We start from the raw sequence: 23,142 nt of genomic DNA on the forward strand, positions 1-23,142 counted from the left end.
TTTAATAGAAAGTAAGTACAATGAAATTGATAGGTTTATTTCTTCTTCTTTCTCTTTCTCTGGTTTTTGCTGGCCACGCACAAAATGCCATGGTAAGTGAGCGCCGGGATTTGAGGCCGTTTAGTGCCATTTATGCCAGGGGGGGCATTGATGTGTATATCAAGCAGAATGACTCCACCACCACACTTGTTGAGGGCACCTTGCCAGAGATGAAATATCTTATGACAGAGGTTGTGGAGGATGTTTTGTATATCTACTATTCAGATAAAGGGCTGAAAGATGGGCGAAACCGCAAGGGTCGGGTGTATATTACTATCCCAACGATAGCCGGAATAAAAAGCAGAGGAGGTTCTGATGTGTATGGAGAAGGCGTTTTTAGATTGGACGCCCTGGAACTCATAGCCACTGGAGGAAGTGACATTCGAATGGCAGTAGCAACAAAGAAGCTTGTTGCCAACTCTTCGGGTGGAGCCGACATTATTCTCAGTGGAGAAACCGATTTCTTCAAGGCTGATGCATCTGGCGGCAGCGACATCAACGCTCATGATTTGAAGGTAAAAAGAGCGGAGCTCCAAGCCGGAGGCGGAGCCGACATTCACATATCTTTCGTAGACGAATTGTCAGCAGAAGTTCACGGCGGTGCTGATATTTCTTACAGAGGCACACCTGACAAAGTGTATGTTGTGCAGAAGGGCGGCGGGGATGTGAAGAGAAGGAATTGAGACTTTTTACCTTTTACCCTATCTTCTTAGTTGCTTGATCTTTATGTTGGCGGCCGAATCCTCAATCAGCGTCGTCAGTCTTTTCAGTCGTGTGACTTCCTGTTTGGCACTAATCACCCACCAAATAGCAGGTTTTTTATAAGAGGGAATCATTTTGCTGAAATTGCGCCACGCTGTTTTATTTGCTCTGAATATGCGTTCATAGTCTTTACCAAGGGTAACTTCTTTTTCTCTAAAGGAATATAGATCTGACATTTTATCTTCCCTCATCCTAAATATTTCAAGGCCTGCCGGGAGCATGAGTCCCAGTTTTGTGAGCTCGTCAACCTTTTTGATATTCACCGGACTCCAGATGCTTTTTGGCCTGCGGGGTGTGAAACGAATGGAGTAGCTCTCTTCGTCTATCGACCTCCTTATGCCATCTATCCAGCCAAAGCAAAGCGCCTGATCAACCGACTCTGGCCAGGTAATGCTCGGCTTGCCTGAACCGACTTTGTAAAACCCAATCACTAGCTCCTTTTCTGAATCATGATTGCTTTCGAGCCACTTGCGAAAGTCTTCCGGCGTAGCAAAGAAGGTGGGTGACATTGTTTGGTATTCTAAAGCAGAGATAGAAAAATGATCATCCTCCCGCAGAAGGAGGATGATGGGCTACCGCTAGAGGTTAATCGATTATTTCACCAACTTAACGTTGATGGCATTCGCTCCTTTTGGAGTCATTTCAGTTTCGAAAGTGACTTTATTGTCTTCTTTAATCGGCTCCATTAAGCCTTTGGCATGGACAAAAACACTTTGTTGAGATTCCAGGTCTTTGATAAATCCGTATCCTTTCGATTCATTGAAGAAGGTGACGATACCTGTTCTGGTGGGGTCTATAGGCTCGTTGGAATGTTTGGGAACTCCAATTTCTATGTCGCCGGCTTTGGTGACTTTCTTTTTCTTTGGGTCGGGTGGGGTGGAAGTAAAATTGCCATCTTCATCGATATACATTAGCATATCTTCCAGGCTCTGGCCTTTAGATGAGTTGGCTTTTCTTTCTTCTTTCTTTTCTTCTTTTTCCTTCCTCTTCTTTAACTTTTTCTTCTCTTTCTCTTTCTTGTTAAACGTTTCTTGCGATTTACCCATTATAAGTATTTTGGTTTTAGTTGAAATTACCTGAAACAACCCGAGCGGCGATTTTCGGCGTTTTGCAACTCGAATGTAGATCGCAGCGAAAGAAGAAGAGCCCGGGAAAGCAATCCAGCAACCACAGATGTGTGGCTTTTGCAAAGGTAGTGATAAAAGAAATGAACCCCGCCTAATTGGCAGGGTTTATCTATCGACTGAGGTAGGGGCTGGTTGCCTATTCCGATTTGAGCGTCCTGGCTGGGTTGATGGCAGTCAGCCGGAATACCTGGGTTGACACGATGAAGATTGAAATGATAAGGCAGCAAGCAGCGGAAATGGCCACTGCCTCAACACTCAGCTCGATGTGTAAAGGATAGTCAGAAAGCCAGTTGTCAGTAAACCAATATACCGCTGGCCCTGCGATGAGAACTGCGACGGCAAATAATTTGACAAAGTCTGATGACAGCAGATAGGCCAGCTGAAAAACAGACGCACCAAGCACTTTTCGAATACTTATTTCCTTGATCCTGCTTTCAGCCAGGAAGATAATCAGGCCAAATACTCCACAGAGGGCAATGATGATAGCAATGGCTGTGAATGCGCTTACGACCCGGAAAAATTGCTGCTCAGATGCGTAGGTTCTGGCGAAGGCGTCGTCAACGAAGGCCATCTCGAAAGGGTCGGTAGAAAATTCTTTCCAGGTAGTTTCTAGCTGTTCCATAAGCGCAGGTAAATTTCCTGTTGTTACCCTCATCAACACATTGTCGGGGCTCACCCTGTAGCCAGCTCCGTAGACCATGTAGGCCACAGGAGCAATGGTACTGTGAAGCGATGTGTAATGATGATCTTCAACCACGCCGATTATTTTTCTGTTTTTGCCGCCAATCTCCACCACTTCACTAAGAGCTGATATTTTGCCCATGAAATCCCTCGCTTTTTCATTGATGACCACCGACCTGCCTGAATCGGCCTCGAAGGGCAACGTAAAGGTAGCGCCTTCGGTCAGGTGAAGGCCTACGACGTCGAAATAGTCTTTATCGACCCCCACAATGTCGATACCCCTTTCTGTATCAGGCTCGGCTCCCTGCCAGTAAAATCCCCACGTGTTTTGCATTCTTGCTGGCAAGGGTTCTCCTGAAGTTGCCGCCTTGTCAACACCCGGGATATTTTTGAACGATTCCTTGAGTACATCTATTCTTTGCTGCAGCCCACGGTCATTCACCGCCACGTTGATCAATTGCTTCTGATCAAACCCCAGGTCGAAAGTCTTCATGTATTGAAACTGAAGATAAACAACAACACTGCCCGTTATAAGGAAAATAGTGATGCAATATTGAATAGTGATCAAGACCTTTCTTGGCAGGCTGCTTGTTTTGCCTGAGCTATGCCCGCTGAGAGCAGCCACTGGCGAATACCTTGTGAGCACAAAAGCAGGGTAGAACCCGGAAAGAGCTCCAATGGCTACTATCCCAATTGCTGACCAAATCACTTCCCTGAACCCGAAGACAGAGGCGGATAGTTGGAGACTCATCCAGCTGTTGAGAAGCGGAAGCGCTATTATGATCAGGGCAATGGCAAATGTCGATGCCACCAATGTGTAAAAAACCGATTCAACGAGGATCTGGGCAATCAAGTCTGCACGTCCGGCGCCGATGGTTTTTCTTAACCCAATCTCTTTGGCTCTGGAGAGTGCCCTTGCCGTGGAAAGATTCACGTAGTTAAGCACAGCGATGAGTAAGATGAAAAAACCTATGGTGGAGAAAATGATGATATTGCCAATGTCTCCGGCGAGCTCATTTCCACCCATATTTTTGCTATGAAGATAAACCTCTTGCATCGGCTGAAAATCCATCCCTAGTCTCTCCACCATGTCTTTGCCAAGGTATTTCTCAATAATAGCCGGTGTCTGCTCCCTGATGCCCGAATGTGCCAAATCAGGAATGAGGGCATAGGTTCTCACCCAGCTAAACCCCCAATGAGAAGCCAGGGAGGCGTACATTTTATCAGCAACGGCCATCGAGCCGAGCCCCGAAAACTGAATGTGTGAGTGCTGCGGGGGATCAGCCACCACGCCCGTTACCTTCATGTTCAACTCTTCATTGCTGTCATAAATCTTCACCTTTACCACTTTATTCAAGGGGTTCTCGGCGCCGAAAAGCTTTTGACTCAGGCTTTGAGTAAGCACAAGTCCGCTGGGATCTGATAGAGCAGTTTTTGGGTCGCCATGGATCAGGTTGAACGAAAAGAGGTCAAAGAAAGTAGAATCTGTCCAGTAGAAATCCTCGACAAGTATTGGGTCGATATCACCAATTTTCACAGGGTCACTTCCCATACTGCAGACTTTGGTCCCCGGAAACTCACTGCTAAGCACCTTGCCAAATTGAGAGGAGAGTGCTGCTGTGGGAGGGTCGACGGGGTCGGTTCGCAATACCCGGTAGAGTATGTCTTTTTTCTCATGAAACTGATCGTAACTGGTTTCATTCTTAACGTACAACCCAATGTAGAAAACGGAAGCGATGCCGAAGAAGAGGCTGAGTAGGTTAACGGCTGTGAATACCCTGTGCCGGAGCGAGTGACGAAAGGCAACTTTGAAATGATTGATGAGCATAATGTTCGTATTTAGTCCTTTGAGTTTCTTTATTCTGTAGAGCCTGACTGACCCCAGTACACCAAAAATGAAAAGCTTGTTAGCTTTACGTTCACCGTAAAGTGCAAGGTTTCTATCGTAGAGCTCACATAAGTCCCCTTCCAGCTCGTCGATGAAACGAGCCGAGCAGTACCAGCGCAGTAGCTTTACTGCCCACCTTGGCGGCGTATTATTCATAGTTGAGTTTTAAGTTGGGTAACAAGCTCCAGAGCTTCTCCCTTTGTTCTTTCACTTCGGCAAGGCTCCGCTCCCCGGACGCCGTTACTTTGTACAGCCTTTTTTTTCTACCACCTCGTTCTTGAGTGGCTCCGCCAAAGTAGGATTCGACAAAACCCTTTTCCTCCAACCTGTACAGCGCAGTATGAACTGTGCTCACTGTCACCTTGCGATCAATATTCTTTTCAATTTCATCCATCACGGTGATGCCGTAAGCATCGCCATTTAAAATGGCCACCGTCAATAGCACGAGTTCCTCAAACTCACCCAGGTATGTTCCTTTCATATTTCAATCGTAAATGTCAATCAAATAAAATGATTAGATTCTTAAATGTCAATGAAATAGATTTCTTTAATATTCTGACTAAGCTGACATATGAGTACATAAGCTAAATTTCTTACATCATGTCCGGTTGATAAGCACGAGCTGTTGCTTATCATATTTTTGTACAGAGCCAAGAAATGTCTTGAAGTCCTCGTAATCACTTGGCGGGTAGCTCCCTTTTTTCATAATGAAGGTTCGTGTGAACATCATTTCACCGTCTGTGTTTACCATCCTTCTCTCATAGCGACCAAATTTAGACTCAAGGACGACGTCTTCCAGTTTGTTTTCACTGAAATATACTTCTGGAAAAGTTACTTTAATAGAGTCTACTTGTGTGTAGGGGTATTTTATATCAATTGGATATTTTCTTTTTGCAATTGAAAGTTTTAGGTTGGTGAGATTGGTGAATGTAAATGGCGTAAAGAATAGTCTTTGACCATTTATTTTGGCTGGGCCGTTCATTTGTAGGGTGGAGGTCAGCTCCGCCGTTGGCACAATTTCATCGCTGATCTCAGATAACTGGAGGTCGATGACAGTGAAAGTACCCCAGGAGTGATAGTCGTAGAACCACTTCACCTGATCACTTTTAGGAAGTAAAACTGCCTGGCTGAAATAGTCGTTCTCAATTTCTAACCCCTTGTAAATTCTTTTAACACTTGCAGAGGTTACTCCATTTTTGTCAACATTCAACTCTGCGTTCGTTGCTTGCTTGTTTTCCGATACGCCGTAAGCTTTTGTATGTATTAGTCTCCCACCGTTTTCGGTGATCATCAGGGCATCCCGATCACTTGTAAATTTGCCCATGTAGCCAAATGGAGAAGTTTGAGAAGTACATTCCAGCCACAGCGTATCATTCTCCACCGGCACGGTTAATACTGCATGATTAAAATGCGCATTCGGAAAATCCCTGAGCACCTCCTGCGAGTATTTACCTCCCCTGATGATGGTATAGTAGGAGCTTATGCCAACACTTTCAAGAAGTGACTTCATGTAAAACGACAGTGCTTTACAATCGCCGTATTTGGCAGAATGGACGAAGCCTGATTCGAATGGTTGCCACCCTCCAATTCCAAGTTGAATGCTGACATACCTTGTGTTCTTTTGCAAATAGTGATAGATAGCCCTGACTTTTTCTAAAGAACTCTGATGTTCCGCTGCGAGTGTTTTTACACCAATTAAATCTTGCTCCGTCAACGTATTTCTATTCGAGTTTAGTTGTTGAATCCACATTCCGAATTCCCTCCACGATTTCATGGCCCCAGGGATGCCATCCATTTGGAAAGCGTTTGGAGCCAGGTAAACTGATGGGGAATATAGGTCGGTATTATGTGAGAAAGCTTCGTACTCAAAAGCAGGTTTGTTGTCGACTTGCCACTTGGCTATATGGTGTCCATTTACGGACTCGAACAATGGGTTGTTAATGTTAAAGCTCTTGAATCTGAAGGGCTCTTCAAGAAAGCTTTCCACTGTAAGAGATGCTTTTATAAGGCTTTCTTTTTCGTTCGCCTGGGGCTGCCAGCTCGGATAGAACATCGAGCCTTTATAAAGAATTGTATATTCCACTTCCACAAAGTAAGGGTAGTTTGAATTCACAACTTTAAAAACCTTTGCTCTGGCATCTGACGCAACATTGGTTCCTCCCGCATTCCAATCCTGAAAATCTTTAAGAGCGTAGGAGTCAATTTTCTTTCCTTCGTTATTATAAACTATCACTTTCGCACTGCTTACCTGGGTGAACTTATCATAGTATAAAACGATGTGATTCTTGTCTTCGGCGTATTTGTTGAGAATTGCAGCTGTGTATGTGGTTTTCAGTTCAGAGTTATCGATTCTGTTTATTCTGAAGGTAGTTTCTTCATTTAAAATGATTTCGTTGGCGTTCTGGCTTAGTGAGTCCGCAAGCCCATTTAGTGAGGGTTGTCCGGATGTCGTTTGCCAAAAGCTGAAGGCTAACAAAAAAAAGACCAAATACTTCATAGCTTTTTCAGGACTATGACCTCGTTGTTTTTATCAGCCATAAGTTGAAAGAACTGTTTTAGGTGGGGGTATTCTTCTGCGCTGAAATCCTTTTGATTCATTTGCAGATTGCTGACCACCGTGACGCTATTGCCCATTGCGCTTGCCGAATACATGAATTGAGCGCCGTTGTTAGCCAGCTTTACGATGGCCGGTTGTGGCAGTTCTGCTGCATAGCCATCAGGAATTTCGATGGTTACCACAACTCTTTTATTGATGCTATACTCAAGATCGATAGGGGAAAACCTGTCGTCACGCTTAAAGGGATTCTCAGTAAAGGCACCATGCAAAATAGGACTGAGGTAAATGACGCTTTCATTGTCATACTCCTGGCTTAGCTCCATTTTCATATTTGTCTTGTTCCTGTTGCTTTCGCCATCATACTCGAAATTCTCAATGCTCCATTCAGGAAAGGATTCCGAAAGCTTTTCCGCATATGATTCGTTCCCTTCCTTTTTCAATTCGCTATGCGTGAACATAGCAGAATAATCCTCTTCTTTGATATCCATACTAGATTTTACCCTTCCATCTTCAAATGATATTTTTGAGGTGATGGCCGTGCTATGTTTCGCATTGGACTTCAAATCGACCCATCGACTACCGCTTTTTGCTACAAGTAAGCCATTGCCATTCAAACACCTGACAGGCAGTTTGCCGAAATCATAACCGGAGGTGGCATCGGCATAGTACATGGAATTGTCAATTGTAACGCCTGCAACTACATAGTTGAAGTCGCTATAGCTTGGATAAATAGGATGGACGATTCCATGACCCCTGGTGCTTAAAATAATCGGAGAGGCATTTAGTCCAGCTTCTTTCAGAGCGGCAACAAGCGCTAAGTTGATGTCGGCAACGCTGCCTTTTGCGTCGTTATAGGCTTGTCTGCCTGCCTTATCGCTTACAAACGAGTAATTACCGTTCCACGAGAAGTGATTTGTAAGCCAGTTGTATAATAGGCTGGCTTTTTCCAGATCTGACTTTCCTGAGAGTTTTTCAATTTCATCTTTTGCAAAATTGCCCCTGTTCAGTGCCAGTCCAAAATCACTCCTGTCCATTAGCTCATTTGTAAATTTTTCATAAGTACCGGCAACATATTCTACTGGTTGATGGGGCATTTGAACTGACATTAGCTGAAATTCCAGCCGGCAAGGAATATCTGCCTTGTTGTTCATGAAGGGTTCATCTTGAACAGGTAAAACATTTTTTGCCGTCATAGTAGTTACGGTGCTTCGGGAAGGCAGGGTTCCAGTCCCTTTTTCGATTTTGCCGCCAACACCAGGGGCCGAAGTATACTGGTAAGTGAAATTTTCGTCAGTATCTCGTTCTGAAATTTCAGTTGGATGATAGTAGCCCACCATATTCTTTTGATACTTGAAAAATTCCGGTATAGTGAAACGGAATTCGGAATAAGCGACTGGAAGTTCCTGTTGAAAATACCAGGTTTTTAAATTGGATATATAGTCGGACACTATCGAGTACTCATATTCAATTACTGATCCCTCACGAACATCAGGTAATGCAAACGAAACCTTTACCCAGTAGTCATTCAGTCTGGTTTCAAACTTTTCTGAACTGGTGAGCTTGCTCTTCGTGATCTCCTTTCCTTCAAGATTATAGGTGATGGCTTTTAGCGAAGTAATCTCTTCTTTATTCGAGCCCACTGATGGTTCATATAACTCCAGGGAAATGTTGGCAACGTCTTTATCAGTATTCTTAAAAATCTTTTTTCTGACCAGCACTTTGATGTGGTATTGCCAGCCTTTTTGATTGTTGTATATAAAGTCTAATTCTCCAAATTCGCCTAAAATCATAGAGTTGGCTTCCGAAAAAAAATCGCATTTGTCTAACAAAAGCTCATCTTCAGTAACTTTACCGAACTTAAATGGTGCTTTCTGTGCAAATAAATTAAGACTTGTTAACAATAGGGCGAGACAAAATAGATTTTTGGTGATCATGGGTTAGGTGTTTATGTGGAGTGATTTGGTAGCGGTTTAAATCGATCAAGGCCATGAAATATATTGAAACATTGTGATTTAAAATAGAATTATTTTCAACACTTTTTACTAAAAGTTGACGATAGAACTGGTTGGTCCGCCGTTGAAGCACTCAGTTGTTTGAAATAATGCTTTGAAGGATTTGTTTTGACGTGCTATTCGATGTTTCTTACTTCAATTTTAATTGCTTTAAAATGGATAGGATATTTGCAATACTTGTTTGTTTAGGGCTAACGCTTTCAGTTCAGGCCCAATCCCTCAAAGCGCTCGTCGGCGGCACACTCATTGATGGCTTTGGTGGCACCCCCATCCAAAATAGCGTGATTGTTATAGAAGGCGAGAAGATCAAGGCGGTTGGAACGGTGGGCAGCATGGTGATACCACCCGATGCTGAAGTCATTTCTACCGAAGGTATGAGTGTGCTGCCCGGCCTGTGGGACATGCATGTGCATTTGATGATCAATGGCCACTCGGATTACGCCTATTGGGACAAGACTTATCCTCCATTATTTAAGGATGTGATCATGCCAGCGTCGGCTCACCAGCTTTTGATGGCAGGTGTGACAAGCGCCAGGGATCTGGGAGGCCCACTGGAGGAAAGTTTGGCAGTGAGAGATGCTATCAATAGCGGAAAGATCGCAGGGCCGACGATGTATATGTCGGGGCCGTTTTTGCAGCATGCACCTTATCCTGGCACGGAGCAGTTTCGCTGGGGAGTAAGTGGAGAAAAGGATGCAAGGGAGAAAGTGCAGAAGCTCGCCAAAGCAGGAGTGGACTGCATCAAGCTGATAGACCAGGATCAAATGACCTTTGCTGAAGTAAAGGCGATTGTAGATGAGGCGCACAAGCATAATTTAACGGTAGTAGCCCATTCGCACCGGCCGGAGGAAATAAGGATAGGCCTGAAAGCTGGCGTTGACTGCTTTGAGCACACCGGGCTTTCTTCAGCGCCCGAATATCCGGCCGACATTATGGTAGCGCTTAAAGAACGAACCGCCAATATGAGCACCGGGCCACTATTTTGGACGCCGACCATCGAAGGCCTTTGGAATTATGAGTACTTGCGTGATCACCCTGAAAAGCTCGACAATGACGCCTGGCATCTTGACCTTCCCGATACGGTTATTGCTGACATAAAGGCATCGATAGAATACCCTGGCCGGCTTCCGTACTTTCAGTTGACTCCGATTAGGAAGCCAACTTTGGAGAAAAAGTTCAGACAATTGCAGGAAGCTGGAGTTGTAATGCTGGTAGGCACGGATAGTGGCATTCCTATGAAATTTCATAGCCAAAGTACCTGGAATGAGTTGGATGTTTGGGTGAGGGAGTTGGGGGTTGATCCGCTGCTGGCAATCAAAGGAGCTACCTACTGGCCTTCAGTCATTATGGGAGTAGACAAGCAAGTGGGCACGGTGAGCGAGGGAAAGTACGCCGATATTATCGCTGTTAAAGGCGATGTGCTAAAGTATATCAACCTGCTACAGGACGTTGATTTGGTGGTGAAGAGAGGGCAAAGAGTGAAGTAGCCTCAACCCGCCAGCTTCAGGTATGTACATATGGATTCCTCTTTCAAAGGCTTGTTGATATAACCCAATACCTCAAAGCTTTTTGCCCTCTCAAGGTCTCTGGGGTTATCGGATGACGAAAGAATGACTACCCTCATGAAGTCTTTTATTTTGAGGTCGGAATTATGTATCTCTTCCAGAAACTCGAAACCATTCATCACAGGCATTCTTATATCAAGAAGAATCAGATTTGATCTTCTTTTTGAAAGGCCTTCATTTTTAAGGTAGTCGAGCGCCTCTTTGCCGTTTCTGAATGGAATTATTTCTATTTCAGGATCAATTTTTCTAATCAATGAAATGCTAAGAAAATTGCTTATTTCGTCATCATCGACCAGGATTATTCTGTTAACTGGCATAGTTAGAAGCTTTAAAATTTGACTGTGAAAGTTGTTCCTTTGTTCTTTTCGCTGGCGACACTGATATCACCGCCTTTTTTTTCCACAAGTCTCTTAACCATAAAAAGCCCTATGCCGCTGCCTTCTACGTGGTCGTGAAACCGGGAAAAAATGGAGAACAGCTTTTCCCTGTTTTGACTGAGGTCTATTCCAAGACCATTGTCCTCTACTGAGAGATAGGTGTGATTTTCTCTCGAAAATGTCCTTACTTGTATTTCAAGGTCTCTTTCTGCCGATCGGTATTTTAATGCATTGGTGACCAGATTGTACATAATGCTTTTTAGCGTTGTATGTGAAAAGTGAATCGAGTCGACCGCAAAATTTTGTATGATCTGCGGTTTGGCAGTTTCCACCAAGTTCACATTTTCCTCTAATACTTCCTCCAATACCTTGTTGAAAAACACTTCGCCAATATCTTGTTCTTCGGTTCGCTGTATTTTGACGACAGACGAGATCTGATCAATCGTATGCCTGACTTTTGATACCGATTGTTCTATTTTTTGAAAGACCTCATCCGCCACTTCCTTATTATCCGTACTCTTTAACATGGCTATCAGCCCCTCTTTATTATTGATAGGCGACTTAAGGTCGTGGGAAGCAGCGTAGACGAAATTGTCCAGGTCTGAATTAATTTCTCGCAGCTTCTTATTAGACGCCAGTAATTCGTCTGTCCTCGTCGATACCGTAGTCTCAAGCTCGTCAGTTGTTTTCAACTGGAGGGCTTCTGGCAGCACTTTAACTAAACCAACTACTGCAACCCAGGAGATAATTCCCGTAATGAAAAGGATCGTTCCACTAAGATGATAAGCGGGAAACCAGAACAACGCTGCATCTACGAAATGCGTGGTACCACATGCAAGTATAAATAAGATGAAGAGCCAGAATATTTGCACAAAGGGCAGGTCGTTTTTTCTCTTTCGAATGAAATAGAACAAAATGAAGGGGATAGCAAAGTAGGCCAGGCCGATGGATAGGTCGGAAAGTATATAAAACCATCCGTGAAGTGAAGTCCAATCGCCACAAACCCACCGTGGAGGCCATTTGTTTGTAGTCAATAGTCCAAAGAAATCATCTTCCATAACTTTTGTCTTTTTAAAGAATAAAATAGCAGCGCAAGATTGATAATGTACTGTTAACCGGAGTACAAAGAGGTTCCTTAAGGCGCAATGATGATAAGTGATTAAATCTATATTTTCAATTTAATCATTACCAAAAGACAAATAAATGCCGAAGTCAACTTTATTTGCCTGGCACGACAGTAAAGTGCCGACAAGGGAACGAACCCTACTAATTTTTAGCGCCACTCCTGCCCTTTTTAATTTTTCGTGCACTGTAGATTCACTATATTTCGATTCACAGATTGATTCGAGTGAATCTTAAGTTTTTTCTTGAACTACAAAACCAAAAAAAGCATGAATACCATTAAAGGCCCTGCCATTTTTCTGGCGCAGTTCATGGGCGATACGGCACCCTTCAACAACCTGGAAAGCATTTGCAAATGGGCAGCCAAGCTCGGCTACAAGGGCGTTCAGATTCCTACCTGGGATCCTCGCTGTATTGATCTTAAAAAATGTGCAGAGAGCAAAACTTACGCCGACGAGTTAAAAGGGAAGGTAAAAGCCTGTGGAGTTGAAATTACTGAGCTTTCAACGCATTTGCAGGGACAGCTTGTGGCTGTGCACCCTGCTTATGATATTATGTTTGACGGGTTTGCTCCGGCCGAATACCATGGAAACCCAAAGGCAAGACAGGAGTGGGCAGTGCAGCAAGTGAAGTGGGCAGCCAAGGCTTCGCAAAACCTTGGAATCAACGTCCATGCCACATTTTCAGGCGCTCTTGCATGGCCTTATTTATACCCATGGCCTCAGCGTCCTGCTGGTTTGGTGGAGGCAGCTTTCAAAGAACTGGCCAACAGATGGAAACCTATTTTGAACTACTTTGACGAGTGCGGAGTAGACGTTTGTTACGAAATTCACCCCGGAGAGGATCTTCACGATGGGGTAACTTATGAAATGTTTCTGGAAGCCACTGGCAATCACTCAAGGGCTAATTTGCTTTACGATCCCAGCCACTTTGTGTTGCAGCACCTGGACTACATCCAATACATCGATTTTTATCACGAACGCATCAAGATGTTCCATGTGAAGGACGCTGAATTTAACCCGACAGGAAAGCAGGGGGTATACAGCGGATTCCAGTCGTGGATCAACCGGGCCGGCAGGTTCCGTTCTCTGGGCGACGGCCAGGTAGACTTCAGCTCTATTTTCACCAAGCTTTCGCAGTACGGCTTCGACGGTTGGGCGGTGATGGAATGGGAGTGCTGTATCAAAAGCCCTGAGCAGGGAGCCGAAGAGGGGGCGCCTTTCATTCAGAGCCATATCATCCGGGTAACTGAGAAGGCGTTTGATGATTTTGCCTCTTCTGGCATGGACGACGAGACCAATAAAAAGATACTTGGTATCAAGTAGTCTATGACGTTACTACCAGTAACCTCCATCGGTTTTTAAAAACATTTGCAAGGGATGCTAAGACATTCCTTGCATTTTTTTGTTACAGAGTAGCGCAAAGATCTATTTGGGGCTGTGACATTAATCTGACTAAGCTGATGAATAAATAACCATGAGAGATTTTACAGAAGTCCATTCAGGTGGAAGAAGGAAATTTATTCAAACATCAGGCTTGGCCCTGGCGGGGTTAGCCTTGCTTCCCAGCTGCTCGCCATCCAGCCCGGGTAGAAGATACGGGTTGCAGTTGTATACGCTAAGAGAACAGTTGTCGGCAGATTTGGAGAGTACGCTCAAGGCCGTGGCAAAAATTGGTTATAAAGACCTTGAGATTTTTGGTTATGCTGATGGCAAAGTATTTGGGGTGACTCCTTCGGAGTTGAGGAAGATGGTGGAAGACCTTGGGATGAAGCTGGTGAGCGGCCACTACCTTACAGGGAATATTGATGCTCCCTGGCAGGGAACATTATCTGCGGGATGGGAAAAGGCCGTGGACGACGCCAATACAATGGGGCTTAAGTACATGGTCAACGCATTTCTTTTTCCCGAAGAAAGGCAGTCAATTGATGACTATAAGAGGTTGACGGACTTGTTGAACCTTTCAGCCAGAGTCGCAAAAAATGCAGGCATCCAATTTGGCTACCATAATCATGATTTTGAATTCCTGGAACTGGAAGGCCAGCTTCCTATGTATGTTATTATGGATGGAACGGACGACGACCTGGTTGTTGCCGAGCTGGATCTTTACTGGGCAACAAGGGTCGGCTATAACCCCATGCATTTTTTCAAAAAATACCCAAAAAGAACGGCCTTGTGGCACGTAAAGGATATGGCTGACACCGATGATAAAGAATTTACCGAAGTGGGTAACGGCGTGATAGACTTTAAAGCTATTTTCGAAAAGTCTATGTTGTCAGGAATGAAACACTTTTTTGTAGAGCAGGATGTGTGTCAGCGGCCTCCTGTCGAAAGTATAGCAATAAGCTACAAGAACTTAATGAAGTGGGGGATTTGAAGACTTTGATCAAGACGATGAAGGGTTGGCTTGGTATTGCACTGCTGGTAATGAGTGTCGGCACGGCCGTTTCCGCCAGGCAGCTGACTCAAACGGTTAGAGGAACGGTTGTAGACAACACAACAAAAGAGCCACTGGCAGGTGCTTCGGTAGCGCTTCTTCCATTGGCGGGTGGTGTGGGTACGTCAACAAACGAGTTTGGGGAGTTTGAGATAAAGGATGTGCCAGTCGGTCGACAGTCCATACAAATTACCTACACAGGTTATAAGTCCGATATTGTAAGAGAGCTACTCGTAGTGTCGGGAAAGCAGAATGTGGTGCATGTGACATTGGAACAGTCCCCAATGGAATTGGAAGAGGTGAAGGTATCTGCAGCTTCCGACATACAGGAGTTTGAACAAATGAGCAAGGTTGATATCACGGCCGAGCAGTTTCAACGCATTGCTGCCAACTACCTCGATCCGGCCAGGGTGGTAATGAGTAGCCCTTCGGTGGCAAATACCAACGACCAAAACAATGCAGTGTCGGTGCGTGGTAATTCACCCATTGCGAACACGTGGCGGCTAGAGGGTGTTGAAATTGTCAACCCCAACCACCTGGCCAATGCTGGAACCATAAGCGACCGCCCGACCCAAAATGGTGGTGGTGTGAACGTGCTGAGTACACAAATGCTCGACAAATCTTCTTTCCTGATGGGGTATATGCCGGCAGGATACGGCAATGCCATTGGTGGTATTTTTGACATGAACCTGCGCAGAGGGAATAACCAACGGCAGGAGTATACTGCTCAGGCAAGCCTCATCGGGCTCGATTTTGCCGCTGAAGGGCCGTTCAAAAAGGGTGGCTCAGCGTCCTACCTGGTCAATTATCGCTATTCATTCACTGGCATTCTTGCTTTAATGGGTGTCGACTTCGGAGGAGAAACTATCAAATTTCAAGACCTTTCGTTCAATGTTTCGCTGCCGGAAACACCTATTGGCAAGGTAACTCTGTTTGGAGTGAATGGGTGGAATAGTAATGTATATCGGAGGCCGAAAGGGAGACCTACTGTTGAAAAGGAATTGTCGGACATCGACTATGCTTCATCTATTTATGCCTATGGTATCACGCAGGAGGCTACACTTGGAGGCAAAAATAGTTGGAGGAATGTTTTGGTGTATTCTTCAACGACAACCGAAAGAGACCAAATAACTCATGAATTGAATGACCCATCGCTCACTTTGTCTACTAAGGACAACGAACAGATAGCAAAGCTATCTTTTGCTTCAAGCGTAATGACCAGATGGGGGGATCGCATAACCTCCAAGGCGGGCGTAAGGGGAACTGCCTACCAATGGGGCATTGATCGCTTTGGACCTGACTCTTACGACCAAACATTTAATGGCGTCCAACTACCAGATTTTAACTTAGACATCAAAAGCTTGCTTCTGCAGCCATTTGTAAGCGGTAACTTTGCCATAGGCTCGAAAGTTGATCTTGATCTCGGTTTAAATTCCTCCTGGTTTGGGTATACCAAAGAGTTTTTACTGGAGCCCAGGGCTAACCTGGAAGTAAGAATGGCACCAAAGACATCCTTCTCCTTCAGAAGCGGTATTTATAGCCAGGTGCTATCACCCTATGCCTATTATACAGCCACCTCTTTTCCAGCGTCGGGACAGCCAGTCACTTTATCAAACCGGAGGAATCCAGGTCTTCGATATGTCAAATCCTGGTCAAGCGAAATAGGCTGGACTCAAAAGATAGGTAATTCTTCTACTTTGGGTGCGACTGCCTTTTACCAATCGTTATTTGATCTCCCTAATTCATACGATGGCTATTATGACTACTTCAATTATATGAACTATGACGGCACTTATCCACTTGATGTGCTTGCTTCGGGGGGAAGGGGAAGAGTATATGGAGTCAGTCTGGAGCATCGGCAGCAAATAGTGAATGGGTTTTACATTTGGTGGGGAGGCTCAATGTATCGCTCCGAGTACCAGGATTTATTTGGGAAATACAGGGCGTCTAATTTTGATGGTAGATACAGTGTTAATGCCACTTTTGGAAAAGAATGGATGACAACGAAGAAAAACGGCATTGAAAGACTGTTCGGGGTTAATTCGAGAATGCTTTATCAGGGAAGTTTTCTACAGCAGGGGCCCGATGGAATAGGCGGAATTTTCTACGCAAACCGACTTGGTGATTATTTCAGAGTCGATATGCGGGTGCAGTGGACCAAATTCAGGAAAGGTCACACACAAATGTTTGCGATAGATATTCAGAATTTGCTGAATATTGAAAACCCATCATATTATTATTTTGATACAGTCCAAAACAGACAAGTGCTGATGACCCAGCTTGGAATGATACCAGTATTAGTTTACCGAATAGATTTTTGATCATGACAAAGAAAGTAATTCACGGAATTCTCGCTGCGCTTTTTGTGGTTTTTACCTACGTGCAGTTCAACGATCCAGACCCTGAAAGATGGGTAACATTGTACGGCATGGTAGCCGGATTGAGCCTGTTACATGGTTTTTGGAAGCCGCTGCCGTATGTGACCGTGGCGCTGATGGGACTATGCCTGATATGGGCGCTCACACTTATTCCCGGTATGCTGGAATGGTTCGCCTCAGATGATAAGTCGGAAATGCTGGGGCACATGATGGACGATAAGCCCTATATAGAGCAAACCCGGGAGCTGGGTGGGTTGTTAATTGCCTCAGCCGCCTTGTTCTACCTTTGGTGGAGCTCAAGGCCTAAAAAGGAAGAACAAGCCTGATTGTACCAACTCACCAGCTTGACTTCACAATGTAGGGAGCTATGCGGTGCTTGTTTTTTTCAAAAAGGTAGTGCATAACGCCGTCTTTCAGTCCCACATCCGGCACTATGATGTATCGGGCGTGGGCTGCTTTCATCGCTCCCAGGTAGATTTCAGAGGCGGGAATGATCACATCGGCCCGGTCGTGATTTAGCTGAAGCTTGAAAATGCGCTCTTCAAGCGTAAGCTGAGATAGTCTTTCAACAACTTCCTGAGCTTTCTCGTAGCTTAGTTTTTTGCCTTTCTTGATGCCAGATAGCTCAAATATTTTGGAGATGTTTCCGCCTGTGCCAAGAGCGGTGATTTTTTGTAAACGAGTCGGAATTTTCTCTTCAATCCAGGTCTCCATTTCCTTCCAGACTTCTGGCGAGTCTTTTTTATCGAGCCTCCTGACCCCACCCAGCCGGAACGACCTTGATGCTACTTTTTCTTTTTGCAAATAAACGTTCAGTTCTGTGCTTCCACCGCCCACATCGATGTGTAAAAAAGGTGCATCGGTGATATGAATGTTGACTGCCCGGTTGACCAGCTCTGCCTCCGTGTCTCCTTCGATAATGGTTATTTCCAGCCCTGTTTCTTCTTTTACTATTTTCTTCAGCTCTTCCCCATTGCTTGCTTCACGCATGGCAGAGGTGGCGCAGGCCATGTAATCATCTACCTCGTACAAGTCAATGAAAAGCTTGAAGGCTTTCATTAGCTTGATAAACTTGAGGCTGGTTTTCTCACTTATTTGGCCCTGGGAAAACACATCATGACCCAGGCGCAGTGGAAAGCGGATGTACTCAAGCTTTTTGAAGACCACATCGTTGTCATATTCGATCACGTTAGTGACCTGCATTCTAATGGCATTGGAGCCAATATCTACGGCAGCTAGTTTCACGCTGCGAAATTAGAAGAATTCCGATTAGGAAGCGCCGCCCGGCTAAATTATCCCTTCTCTAATGGCAAATTTTACCAGCCCAACGGTGGTGGTGTTCAGCTTGCGGCGAATGTTGTTTTTATGCTTTTCGACTGTTAGATGGGAAATAAAAAGCTGAGTGGCAATTTCTTCCGCACTATACTCCATGGCAATGAGGCGCACGATTTCAATTTCCCGTTTGCTAAGTAAAATACCCTCTCTGTGACCAGATGGCATCTTCATAGTTTGTGCAGGAAAGTACTTTTTTCCGTTTGCAATCAGTGTCACAGCCTCCATGAAATCTTTTACGTCGGCAGTTTTCAAAATATAGCCATCAGCGCCAGCCTCTATCATTCCAGCGATGTCTGCCGGGTCGTCCGACATGCTTAAGGCCAGCACTTTAATTGATGGGAAGTCCTTTTTGATAGATTCTGTTGCCTTTATGCCGTCAATGGCCGGCATTTTTACATCCATTAACACCAGCCCGGGCTGCAATTCTTCTACGGCCTTCAACACATCAAGCCCATTTCTGCAGGTAGCCAGCACCTCATAACCTCCTTTTCCTGTTAAAAGTGAGCTAATACTTTCTCTGAAAATTTCGTGGTCGTCGGCTATTACTATCGTCATCTTTCGTCTCAGTCACACCAATTACTAACCTTTCACCTAAGCGGGTTGTTTCATGGGATATGATTTCCAGTGATGAAGATTGCTGTATTTCTTCAACAACCAAAGAATAAATGGAAGATTCATTCACTCTCATGCCCGAGGTAGTCATCGAGAGTTGAAAGGGAGTTGTAGCCAGAACGAAGAGACTTGTTTGCCCGGCCTCATTGTGACTGCTGTCACTCACCAATGAATGGATACTCGTTAGAAGTAAAAGACTGTCTTTAAACGATAAATTGCATTGCCCTTTTACGATGGTTAGTTCTATACTTTTATTATTCTTGAGATTGAACTGAGTCACATACAACGATACGTGGTCGATGAATTTGTTGGTGATAAGCTCGCTAAGAGTTGTTTCAATACGAGGAAGGGTAATAGCTGGGGTTGGAAGGGAGGGGAGGCCAGGATTATTTTCAAGAATTGTCAATTGATAAACGTCCTCTACGAAGTTTTTTCCAGGCAGCACTATTGCGTGCAGCTTAGGGTTGGGCTGTGAGCTTTTTTTTAAAGATTTAAGTTTCCTTCTTAGCCGTAAGCCGCTTGCTAGCAGGTAAGTGTAGCCGCCAATCAGCAATCCGGACACAGCAACGATCACGAAATTCATACGTGTAATTTTCCGTCAATTACACGCTTTTGGCAAAGGAAATAAATACCCTAAAACGGGTAATTTTAAGTTAGTTGATTGACGACAATTGGCACCTCGATAAAATAAGTGCACCCTCTACCTTTTGATGACTCCACAGAAAGTTTAGCGTGCAGCGCTTCTGCCCGATCCCTGATATTGTCCGTGCCAATACCGTTCATTACCTTGTTGGGATCAAACCCAACGCCATCATCTTCGGTGGTAATGTGAATGGTATCATCCTCCTGATGAATTTGAATACTTAATTCACTGGCCTTTGCATGCTTCAGACAGTTGCTTATAATCTCTTGAAGCATCCGGAATAAGTGTGTTTCTGCTTCTGGGTTCAATGTGTATTCATCCCGGTCGCAATAGAAATTGAGCTTTAGGTTTGTGCTTTCCTCTACCTGACGGCTTAAGTCCTTGAGCGCTTCCACCAAACCGTATTTCTGAAGTGCTCCAGCCATCAAATTGTGAGATATTTTCCTAACCTCATCGGCTGACTTTTCGGCAAGCATTACAGCCCGGTTATTGGCTGAGCCACCTTTTACATCACTTTGCAAGCTGATTTTGAGGGCCGCCAGCATACCACCCAGCCCATCGTGAAGCTCTCTTGCCATTCGCTTCCGTTCTTCTTCCTGGCCTTTTAGCAGCGACTCTATCCTCGTTATTTCAGATTCCTTCAGCAGCTGTTTGATTTTCTGATCGAATACAAGCTTTTCCTTTTCAGCCAGAAAAAGATCCGCCTGGTGTTTCTTTCGCTGCAGGTAAAAGAAGCCAATACCCCAGCCAATGATGAAAATAACGCTAATGATGTAGATGATTCTCTCAGTCTCCGTTTGAGCTATTTTTTGTGCCTGGAGCTCATTGTCTTTGGCCAGCAGGGCTATTTCGTTGTCCTTCTTCTCCGATTCATATTTCTTCTCCAGTTCTTCAATCCTTTTTTTCGTTTCTTCACTTCTTAAAGTGTCTTTCAGGGCTATTAACCTGGTTTGGATGTCGAGGGCGGCTTTGTAATTTTTTCTGGCCTGATAGTGATCGAACAATGTTTTGGCAGCCTCTTCTTCCAACACGGGACTCACCTCCCTGGCCATATCGTAGCCTTTCAGTATGTATTCTTCGGCTTCCGCCCGGCCAAGAAGCGACAGTATCGAGCCAATATTGTAGTAGGCCGAAGGGATGCCGTATTTGTCGTTGGCTTCCAATTTGCTTTGGAGGGCCAGTTCATGATAATGAAGGGCACTATCGAGGTTGCCTAAATCACGGTACACGTTGCCAAGGTTATTCTCCGACATTCCGATTTCCATTCGATTTCCGAGCGTCTTTCTAATGTCAAGCGACTTTTTGAAATAAAAAGCTGCGGAGTCGAAGTCTTTCTGCCGGGCTTTGTTGGTGCCGATGTTGTTGTACGCCATTGCCATGCTTTGCTTGATGCCCATGGCTTCAGCCTCCTTGATAGCCTTGTGATAAGAGGCTTCCGATTTGTCAAATTGCTCAAGCCTTGAGTAAATCACTCCCATATTGATGTACGAAGACATCAGGCCTCTCCGGTCGTTCAGTTCTTCTTTTATTTTCACCGATTTCAGGTGATATACCACCGCCTCTTCATACTCGCCTTTTTGAGCCAGCACATTTCCAATATTCATAAAAGCGATTGCCTGAAGCGTAGCGGTATCGGTAACGTCGAGAGCCGTTTTGTAAAAGAACAGGGCCGAATCCAGCTCTCCAAGGTTTCTTTTGGCGTTGCCGACACCGTTTATAGCGGAGGCATATTTGCTTGTTTCTCCGGCTTGAGAAAAATAGCTGGAAGCCTTTTTGTAAGCGGAGATGGCGGAAGGAAAGTCCCCACTTTGCCTGTTCAGGTTACCGAGGTTCAGGTAGGCACCTCCAAGGCCGCTGAGGTCTTTTGTTTTTTGGTAGGCGAGAATGGTTTGTTCAATAAAATAGCTCGCCGAGTCTAATTTTCCCTGACTGTTATAATATACCGAGAGGTTGTTGAGCCCCTGTGCGAGGCCTTTGTTCAGCGATTCCTTTCCGGCTAAGTTGATTTGGAGTTGCGCATAATTTTTTGCCTCATCTGGTGAAAATTTGATGGTTTCTATAAAAAGGGAATTGTACAAGTCCGACTTAACTTCGGCGGAAGAGGCCTGTGATAGGGCAGCTTTTAAGGAATCAAGTGGCGTAAGGGTCTGGTTTTTAGCAGATAGTGGAATGGTTGGCGAAAATGAAATCGAAATAATTAAAATAATCAGTTGGCGGCGCATATAGTCAAAATTTAAGCTCAGTTTAAATATGCAAATATTTTTAGTTATGCCAATTGTGGTATATTTGCACCTCTTATCAAGAAAGACTGAGGGATGGGCCCTTTGAAGTCTTGGCAACCTTCCACCTCCCTGGGGAATAGGTGCCAACTCCCACTTGGAAAATGTAATGTGTAAAGCATTATTCATCCGAGACAGATAAGCGTAATCCTTCCTTTGGATACCTTTCCTGATAAGAGAATTAATGTGGCTGGTAAAGTGTTCTATGCTTTCGCTGGAATATTTCAAACCAAAACAAAAACACTTTTATGAATATAGAAGAAATCTTAAAGGAAAGAATTCTTGTGCTTGACGGTGCCATGGGTACCATGATTCAGCGCTACAACCTGGAAGAAAAAGATTTCAGGAATGAGGCACTCAAGGATCATCATATCCCCTTGAAGGGAAACAGTGATTTACTCAATATCACCAGGCCCGATGTAATCAAGACTATTCACAAGAAATACTTCGAAGCAGGGGCCGACATAGCAGAAACTAACACCTTTACTGGTACATCCATCGCTCAGGCTGACTATGCTTTGGAGCATATGGTATATGACATCAACTTCCAGGGGGCAAGGCTTGCCAGGGAAGCTGCCGACGAAGCAACCGCTCTTGATCCCTCAAAACCAAGGTTCGTCGCTGGCTCCATAGGGCCAACCAACAGGACCGCCTCACTGTCTCCGGATGTAAACAACCCCGGTTACCGGGCCATCGACTTCGACGGATTGAAGGATGCCTACAAAGAACAGCTGCGTGCGTTGATGGACGGCGGTGTCGATATTATTCTGGTAGAAACAATTTTCGATACCCTGAATGCCAAGGCCGCTCTTTTTGCCATCGAAGATGTGTTTGAGGAAAGAGGAGTGAGGCTGCCTATCATGGTGTCCGGCACTATTACTGACGCCAGTGGCCGCACCCTGTCAGGGCAGACGACGGAAGCGTTTTTGATCTCCATGGAGCATATGCCATTGATGAGTGTTGGTCTTAATTGCGCCCTTGGAGCAGCTCAGCTGAGGCCTTACCTGCAAATTATGTCTGAGAAATCCAGTTTCAACGTAAGCGCTCACCCCAATGCCGGGCTGCCTAATGAATTTGGGCAGTATGACCAAACGCCGGAGCAAATGGCTGCGCAAATTGAGGAGTTTTTGAAGGAAGGTATGATCAACGTAATCGGCGGTTGTTGTGGCACCACTCCAGACCACATCAAGTTAATTGCCGAAACGGCAGCGAAGTATCAGCCAAGGAAGGTGGGCTCACTCCAAGCTGTTACTAGCTAGCCGGTTTTTGAATGAAGTCAAATAGAAATTAGTATCCAGACAGCAACGAACCCGAAATCGCCATCCGATA

Annotated in this window: 19 protein-coding genes and 1 riboswitch; of the genes, 7 read left to right on the forward strand and 12 right to left on the reverse strand. The window is 44.8% G+C overall.

The genetic code is table 11. The annotated features are described in order from the left end of the window. Positions 1 to 20: 20 nt before the first annotated feature. Positions 21 to 722 (forward strand): head GIN domain-containing protein, encoded by a 702-nt coding sequence (locus RT717_RS03460; RefSeq protein WP_317490345.1) that lies wholly within the window; start codon positions 21 to 23, stop codon positions 720 to 722. 18 nt (positions 723 to 740) lie between these two features. Here RT717_RS03460 and RT717_RS03465 read toward each other — a convergent pair whose 3' ends face one another. The 6 genes from RT717_RS03465 to RT717_RS03490 form a co-directional block, all read right to left on the reverse strand. Further along, complete coding sequence (locus RT717_RS03465; protein WP_317490346.1) at positions 741 to 1,310, reverse strand: YdeI/OmpD-associated family protein; 570 nt, start codon at positions 1,308 to 1,310, stop codon at positions 741 to 743. 84 nt (positions 1,311 to 1,394) lie between these two features. Further along, positions 1,395 to 1,847 carry a cold-shock protein gene (locus RT717_RS03470; protein ID WP_152000448.1) on the reverse strand — a complete coding sequence of 151 codons (453 nt, stop codon included), beginning with the start codon at positions 1,845 to 1,847 and terminating at the stop codon, positions 1,395 to 1,397. Positions 1,848 to 2,064: 217 nt separating this feature from the next. Continuing rightward, positions 2,065 to 4,653 carry an ABC transporter permease gene (locus RT717_RS03475; RefSeq protein WP_317490347.1) on the reverse strand — a complete coding sequence of 863 codons (2,589 nt, stop codon included), beginning with the start codon at positions 4,651 to 4,653 and terminating at the stop codon, positions 2,065 to 2,067. Continuing rightward, on the reverse strand, positions 4,646 to 4,978 hold the full coding sequence (locus tag RT717_RS03480) for a PadR family transcriptional regulator (protein ID WP_317490348.1): 333 nt from the start codon (positions 4,976 to 4,978) through the stop codon (positions 4,646 to 4,648). The genes RT717_RS03475 and RT717_RS03480 overlap by 8 nt, the downstream gene beginning before the upstream one ends. Positions 4,979 to 5,095: 117 nt before the next feature. Continuing rightward, positions 5,096 to 6,994, reverse strand: coding sequence for a DUF3857 domain-containing protein (locus RT717_RS03485; protein WP_317490349.1), 1,899 nt, complete (start codon positions 6,992 to 6,994; stop codon positions 5,096 to 5,098). Further along, a complete protein-coding gene (locus tag RT717_RS03490) occupies positions 6,991 to 8,844 on the reverse strand; it encodes a DUF3857 domain-containing protein (protein WP_317490350.1) in 1,854 nt (617 codons plus the stop codon). Before RT717_RS03490 ends, RT717_RS03485 begins: the two co-directional genes overlap by 4 nt. Before the next feature lie 377 nt (positions 8,845 to 9,221). Between RT717_RS03490 and RT717_RS03495 the strand changes: the two genes are divergently transcribed. Then, positions 9,222 to 10,553: an amidohydrolase family protein gene (locus RT717_RS03495; protein WP_317490351.1), complete on the forward strand. Its 1,332-nt coding sequence runs from the start codon at positions 9,222 to 9,224 to the stop codon at positions 10,551 to 10,553. 2 nt (positions 10,554 to 10,555) lie between these two features. Here the strand turns inward: RT717_RS03495 and RT717_RS03500 are convergent, their stop codons facing one another. After that, the gene (locus RT717_RS03500) at positions 10,556 to 10,948 is read right to left on the reverse strand and encodes a response regulator (RefSeq protein WP_317490352.1); all 393 of its coding nucleotides are present in this window, start codon (positions 10,946 to 10,948) and stop codon (positions 10,556 to 10,558) included. A gap of 11 nt (positions 10,949 to 10,959) precedes the next feature. Continuing rightward, a complete protein-coding gene (locus tag RT717_RS03505; RefSeq protein WP_317490353.1) occupies positions 10,960 to 12,066 on the reverse strand; it encodes a sensor histidine kinase in 1,107 nt (368 codons plus the stop codon). A 333-nt stretch (positions 12,067 to 12,399) separates the two neighbouring features. Here RT717_RS03505 and RT717_RS03510 point away from each other — a divergent pair, with 333 nt between their 5' ends. The 4 genes from RT717_RS03510 to RT717_RS03525 all read left to right on the forward strand — a co-directional run bounded on the left by RT717_RS03510 (position 12,400) and on the right by RT717_RS03525 (position 17,270). Next, on the forward strand, positions 12,400 to 13,455 hold the full coding sequence (locus tag RT717_RS03510; RefSeq protein ID WP_152000454.1) for a sugar phosphate isomerase/epimerase family protein: 1,056 nt from the start codon (positions 12,400 to 12,402) through the stop codon (positions 13,453 to 13,455). A 151-nt stretch (positions 13,456 to 13,606) separates the two neighbouring features. Beyond that, entirely contained in the window at positions 13,607 to 14,506 is a 900-nt protein-coding gene (locus RT717_RS03515; protein ID WP_317490354.1) for a sugar phosphate isomerase/epimerase family protein, read from the forward strand. Next, positions 14,503 to 16,887, forward strand: coding sequence for a TonB-dependent receptor (locus tag RT717_RS03520; protein ID WP_317490355.1), 2,385 nt, complete (start codon positions 14,503 to 14,505; stop codon positions 16,885 to 16,887). Before RT717_RS03515 ends, RT717_RS03520 begins: the two co-directional genes overlap by 4 nt. 2 nt (positions 16,888 to 16,889) lie before the next feature. Continuing rightward, complete coding sequence (locus RT717_RS03525; RefSeq protein WP_317490356.1) at positions 16,890 to 17,270, forward strand: transmembrane 220 family protein; 381 nt, start codon at positions 16,890 to 16,892, stop codon at positions 17,268 to 17,270. Positions 17,271 to 17,280: 10 nt separating this feature from the next. Here the strand turns inward: RT717_RS03525 and RT717_RS03530 are convergent, their stop codons facing one another. The 4 genes from RT717_RS03530 to RT717_RS03545 form a co-directional block, all read right to left on the reverse strand. Next, positions 17,281 to 18,189: a Ppx/GppA phosphatase family protein gene (locus RT717_RS03530; RefSeq protein ID WP_317490357.1), complete on the reverse strand. Its 909-nt coding sequence runs from the start codon at positions 18,187 to 18,189 to the stop codon at positions 17,281 to 17,283. 42 nt (positions 18,190 to 18,231) lie between these two features. Next, positions 18,232 to 18,834 (reverse strand): response regulator transcription factor, encoded by a 603-nt coding sequence (locus RT717_RS03535; protein ID WP_317490358.1) that lies wholly within the window; start codon positions 18,832 to 18,834, stop codon positions 18,232 to 18,234. Beyond that, complete coding sequence (locus RT717_RS03540) at positions 18,785 to 19,474, reverse strand: hypothetical protein (RefSeq protein ID WP_317490359.1); 690 nt, start codon at positions 19,472 to 19,474, stop codon at positions 18,785 to 18,787. Before RT717_RS03540 ends, RT717_RS03535 begins: the two co-directional genes overlap by 50 nt. A gap of 65 nt (positions 19,475 to 19,539) precedes the next feature. Next, a complete protein-coding gene (locus RT717_RS03545) occupies positions 19,540 to 21,756 on the reverse strand; it encodes a tetratricopeptide repeat-containing sensor histidine kinase (RefSeq protein ID WP_317490360.1) in 2,217 nt (738 codons plus the stop codon). A gap of 70 nt (positions 21,757 to 21,826) precedes the next feature. Beyond that, a riboswitch (SAM riboswitch) is annotated at positions 21,827 to 21,958 on the forward strand. A 103-nt stretch (positions 21,959 to 22,061) separates the two neighbouring features. On the opposite strand from RT717_RS03545, the gene RT717_RS03550 reads away from it, so the two are divergent. After that, on the forward strand, positions 22,062 to 23,072 hold the full coding sequence (locus RT717_RS03550; RefSeq protein ID WP_317490361.1) for a homocysteine S-methyltransferase family protein: 1,011 nt from the start codon (positions 22,062 to 22,064) through the stop codon (positions 23,070 to 23,072). Positions 23,073 to 23,142 lie beyond the last annotated feature (70 nt).

The organism is Imperialibacter roseus (assembly GCF_032999765.1).
Lineage (GTDB): Bacteria > Bacteroidota > Bacteroidia > Cytophagales > Cyclobacteriaceae > Imperialibacter > Imperialibacter roseus.

What these genes read in the sequence shown, in the direction of transcription:
- RT717_RS03480 (WP_317490348.1), bottom strand. Translation starts at nt 4,978, where the DNA reads ATGAAAGGAACATACCTGGGTGAGTTTGAGGAACTCGTGCTATTGACG.
- RT717_RS03500 (WP_317490352.1), bottom strand. Translation starts at nt 10,948, where the DNA reads ATGCCAGTTAACAGAATAATCCTGGTCGATGATGACGAAATAAGCAAT.
- RT717_RS03490 (WP_317490350.1), bottom strand. Translation starts at nt 8,844, where the DNA reads ATGATTTTAGGCGAATTTGGAGAATTAGACTTTATATACAACAATCAA.
- RT717_RS03510 (WP_152000454.1), top strand. Translation starts at nt 12,400, where the DNA reads ATGAATACCATTAAAGGCCCTGCCATTTTTCTGGCGCAGTTCATGGGC.
- RT717_RS03515 (WP_317490354.1), top strand. Translation starts at nt 13,607, where the DNA reads ATGAGAGATTTTACAGAAGTCCATTCAGGTGGAAGAAGGAAATTTATT.
- RT717_RS03535 (WP_317490358.1), bottom strand. Translation starts at nt 18,834, where the DNA reads ATGACGATAGTAATAGCCGACGACCACGAAATTTTCAGAGAAAGTATT.
- RT717_RS03540 (WP_317490359.1), bottom strand. Translation starts at nt 19,474, where the DNA reads ATGAATTTCGTGATCGTTGCTGTGTCCGGATTGCTGATTGGCGGCTAC.
- RT717_RS03505 (WP_317490353.1), bottom strand. Translation starts at nt 12,066, where the DNA reads ATGGAAGATGATTTCTTTGGACTATTGACTACAAACAAATGGCCTCCA.
- RT717_RS03545 (WP_317490360.1), bottom strand. Translation starts at nt 21,756, where the DNA reads ATGCGCCGCCAACTGATTATTTTAATTATTTCGATTTCATTTTCGCCA.
- RT717_RS03495 (WP_317490351.1), top strand. Translation starts at nt 9,222, where the DNA reads ATGGATAGGATATTTGCAATACTTGTTTGTTTAGGGCTAACGCTTTCA.
- RT717_RS03525 (WP_317490356.1), top strand. Translation starts at nt 16,890, where the DNA reads ATGACAAAGAAAGTAATTCACGGAATTCTCGCTGCGCTTTTTGTGGTT.
- RT717_RS03550 (WP_317490361.1), top strand. Translation starts at nt 22,062, where the DNA reads ATGAATATAGAAGAAATCTTAAAGGAAAGAATTCTTGTGCTTGACGGT.
- RT717_RS03465 (WP_317490346.1), bottom strand. Translation starts at nt 1,310, where the DNA reads ATGTCACCCACCTTCTTTGCTACGCCGGAAGACTTTCGCAAGTGGCTC.
- RT717_RS03475 (WP_317490347.1), bottom strand. Translation starts at nt 4,653, where the DNA reads ATGAATAATACGCCGCCAAGGTGGGCAGTAAAGCTACTGCGCTGGTAC.
- RT717_RS03485 (WP_317490349.1), bottom strand. Translation starts at nt 6,994, where the DNA reads ATGAAGTATTTGGTCTTTTTTTTGTTAGCCTTCAGCTTTTGGCAAACG.
- RT717_RS03470 (WP_152000448.1), bottom strand. Translation starts at nt 1,847, where the DNA reads ATGGGTAAATCGCAAGAAACGTTTAACAAGAAAGAGAAAGAGAAGAAA.
- RT717_RS03460 (WP_317490345.1), top strand. Translation starts at nt 21, where the DNA reads ATGAAATTGATAGGTTTATTTCTTCTTCTTTCTCTTTCTCTGGTTTTT.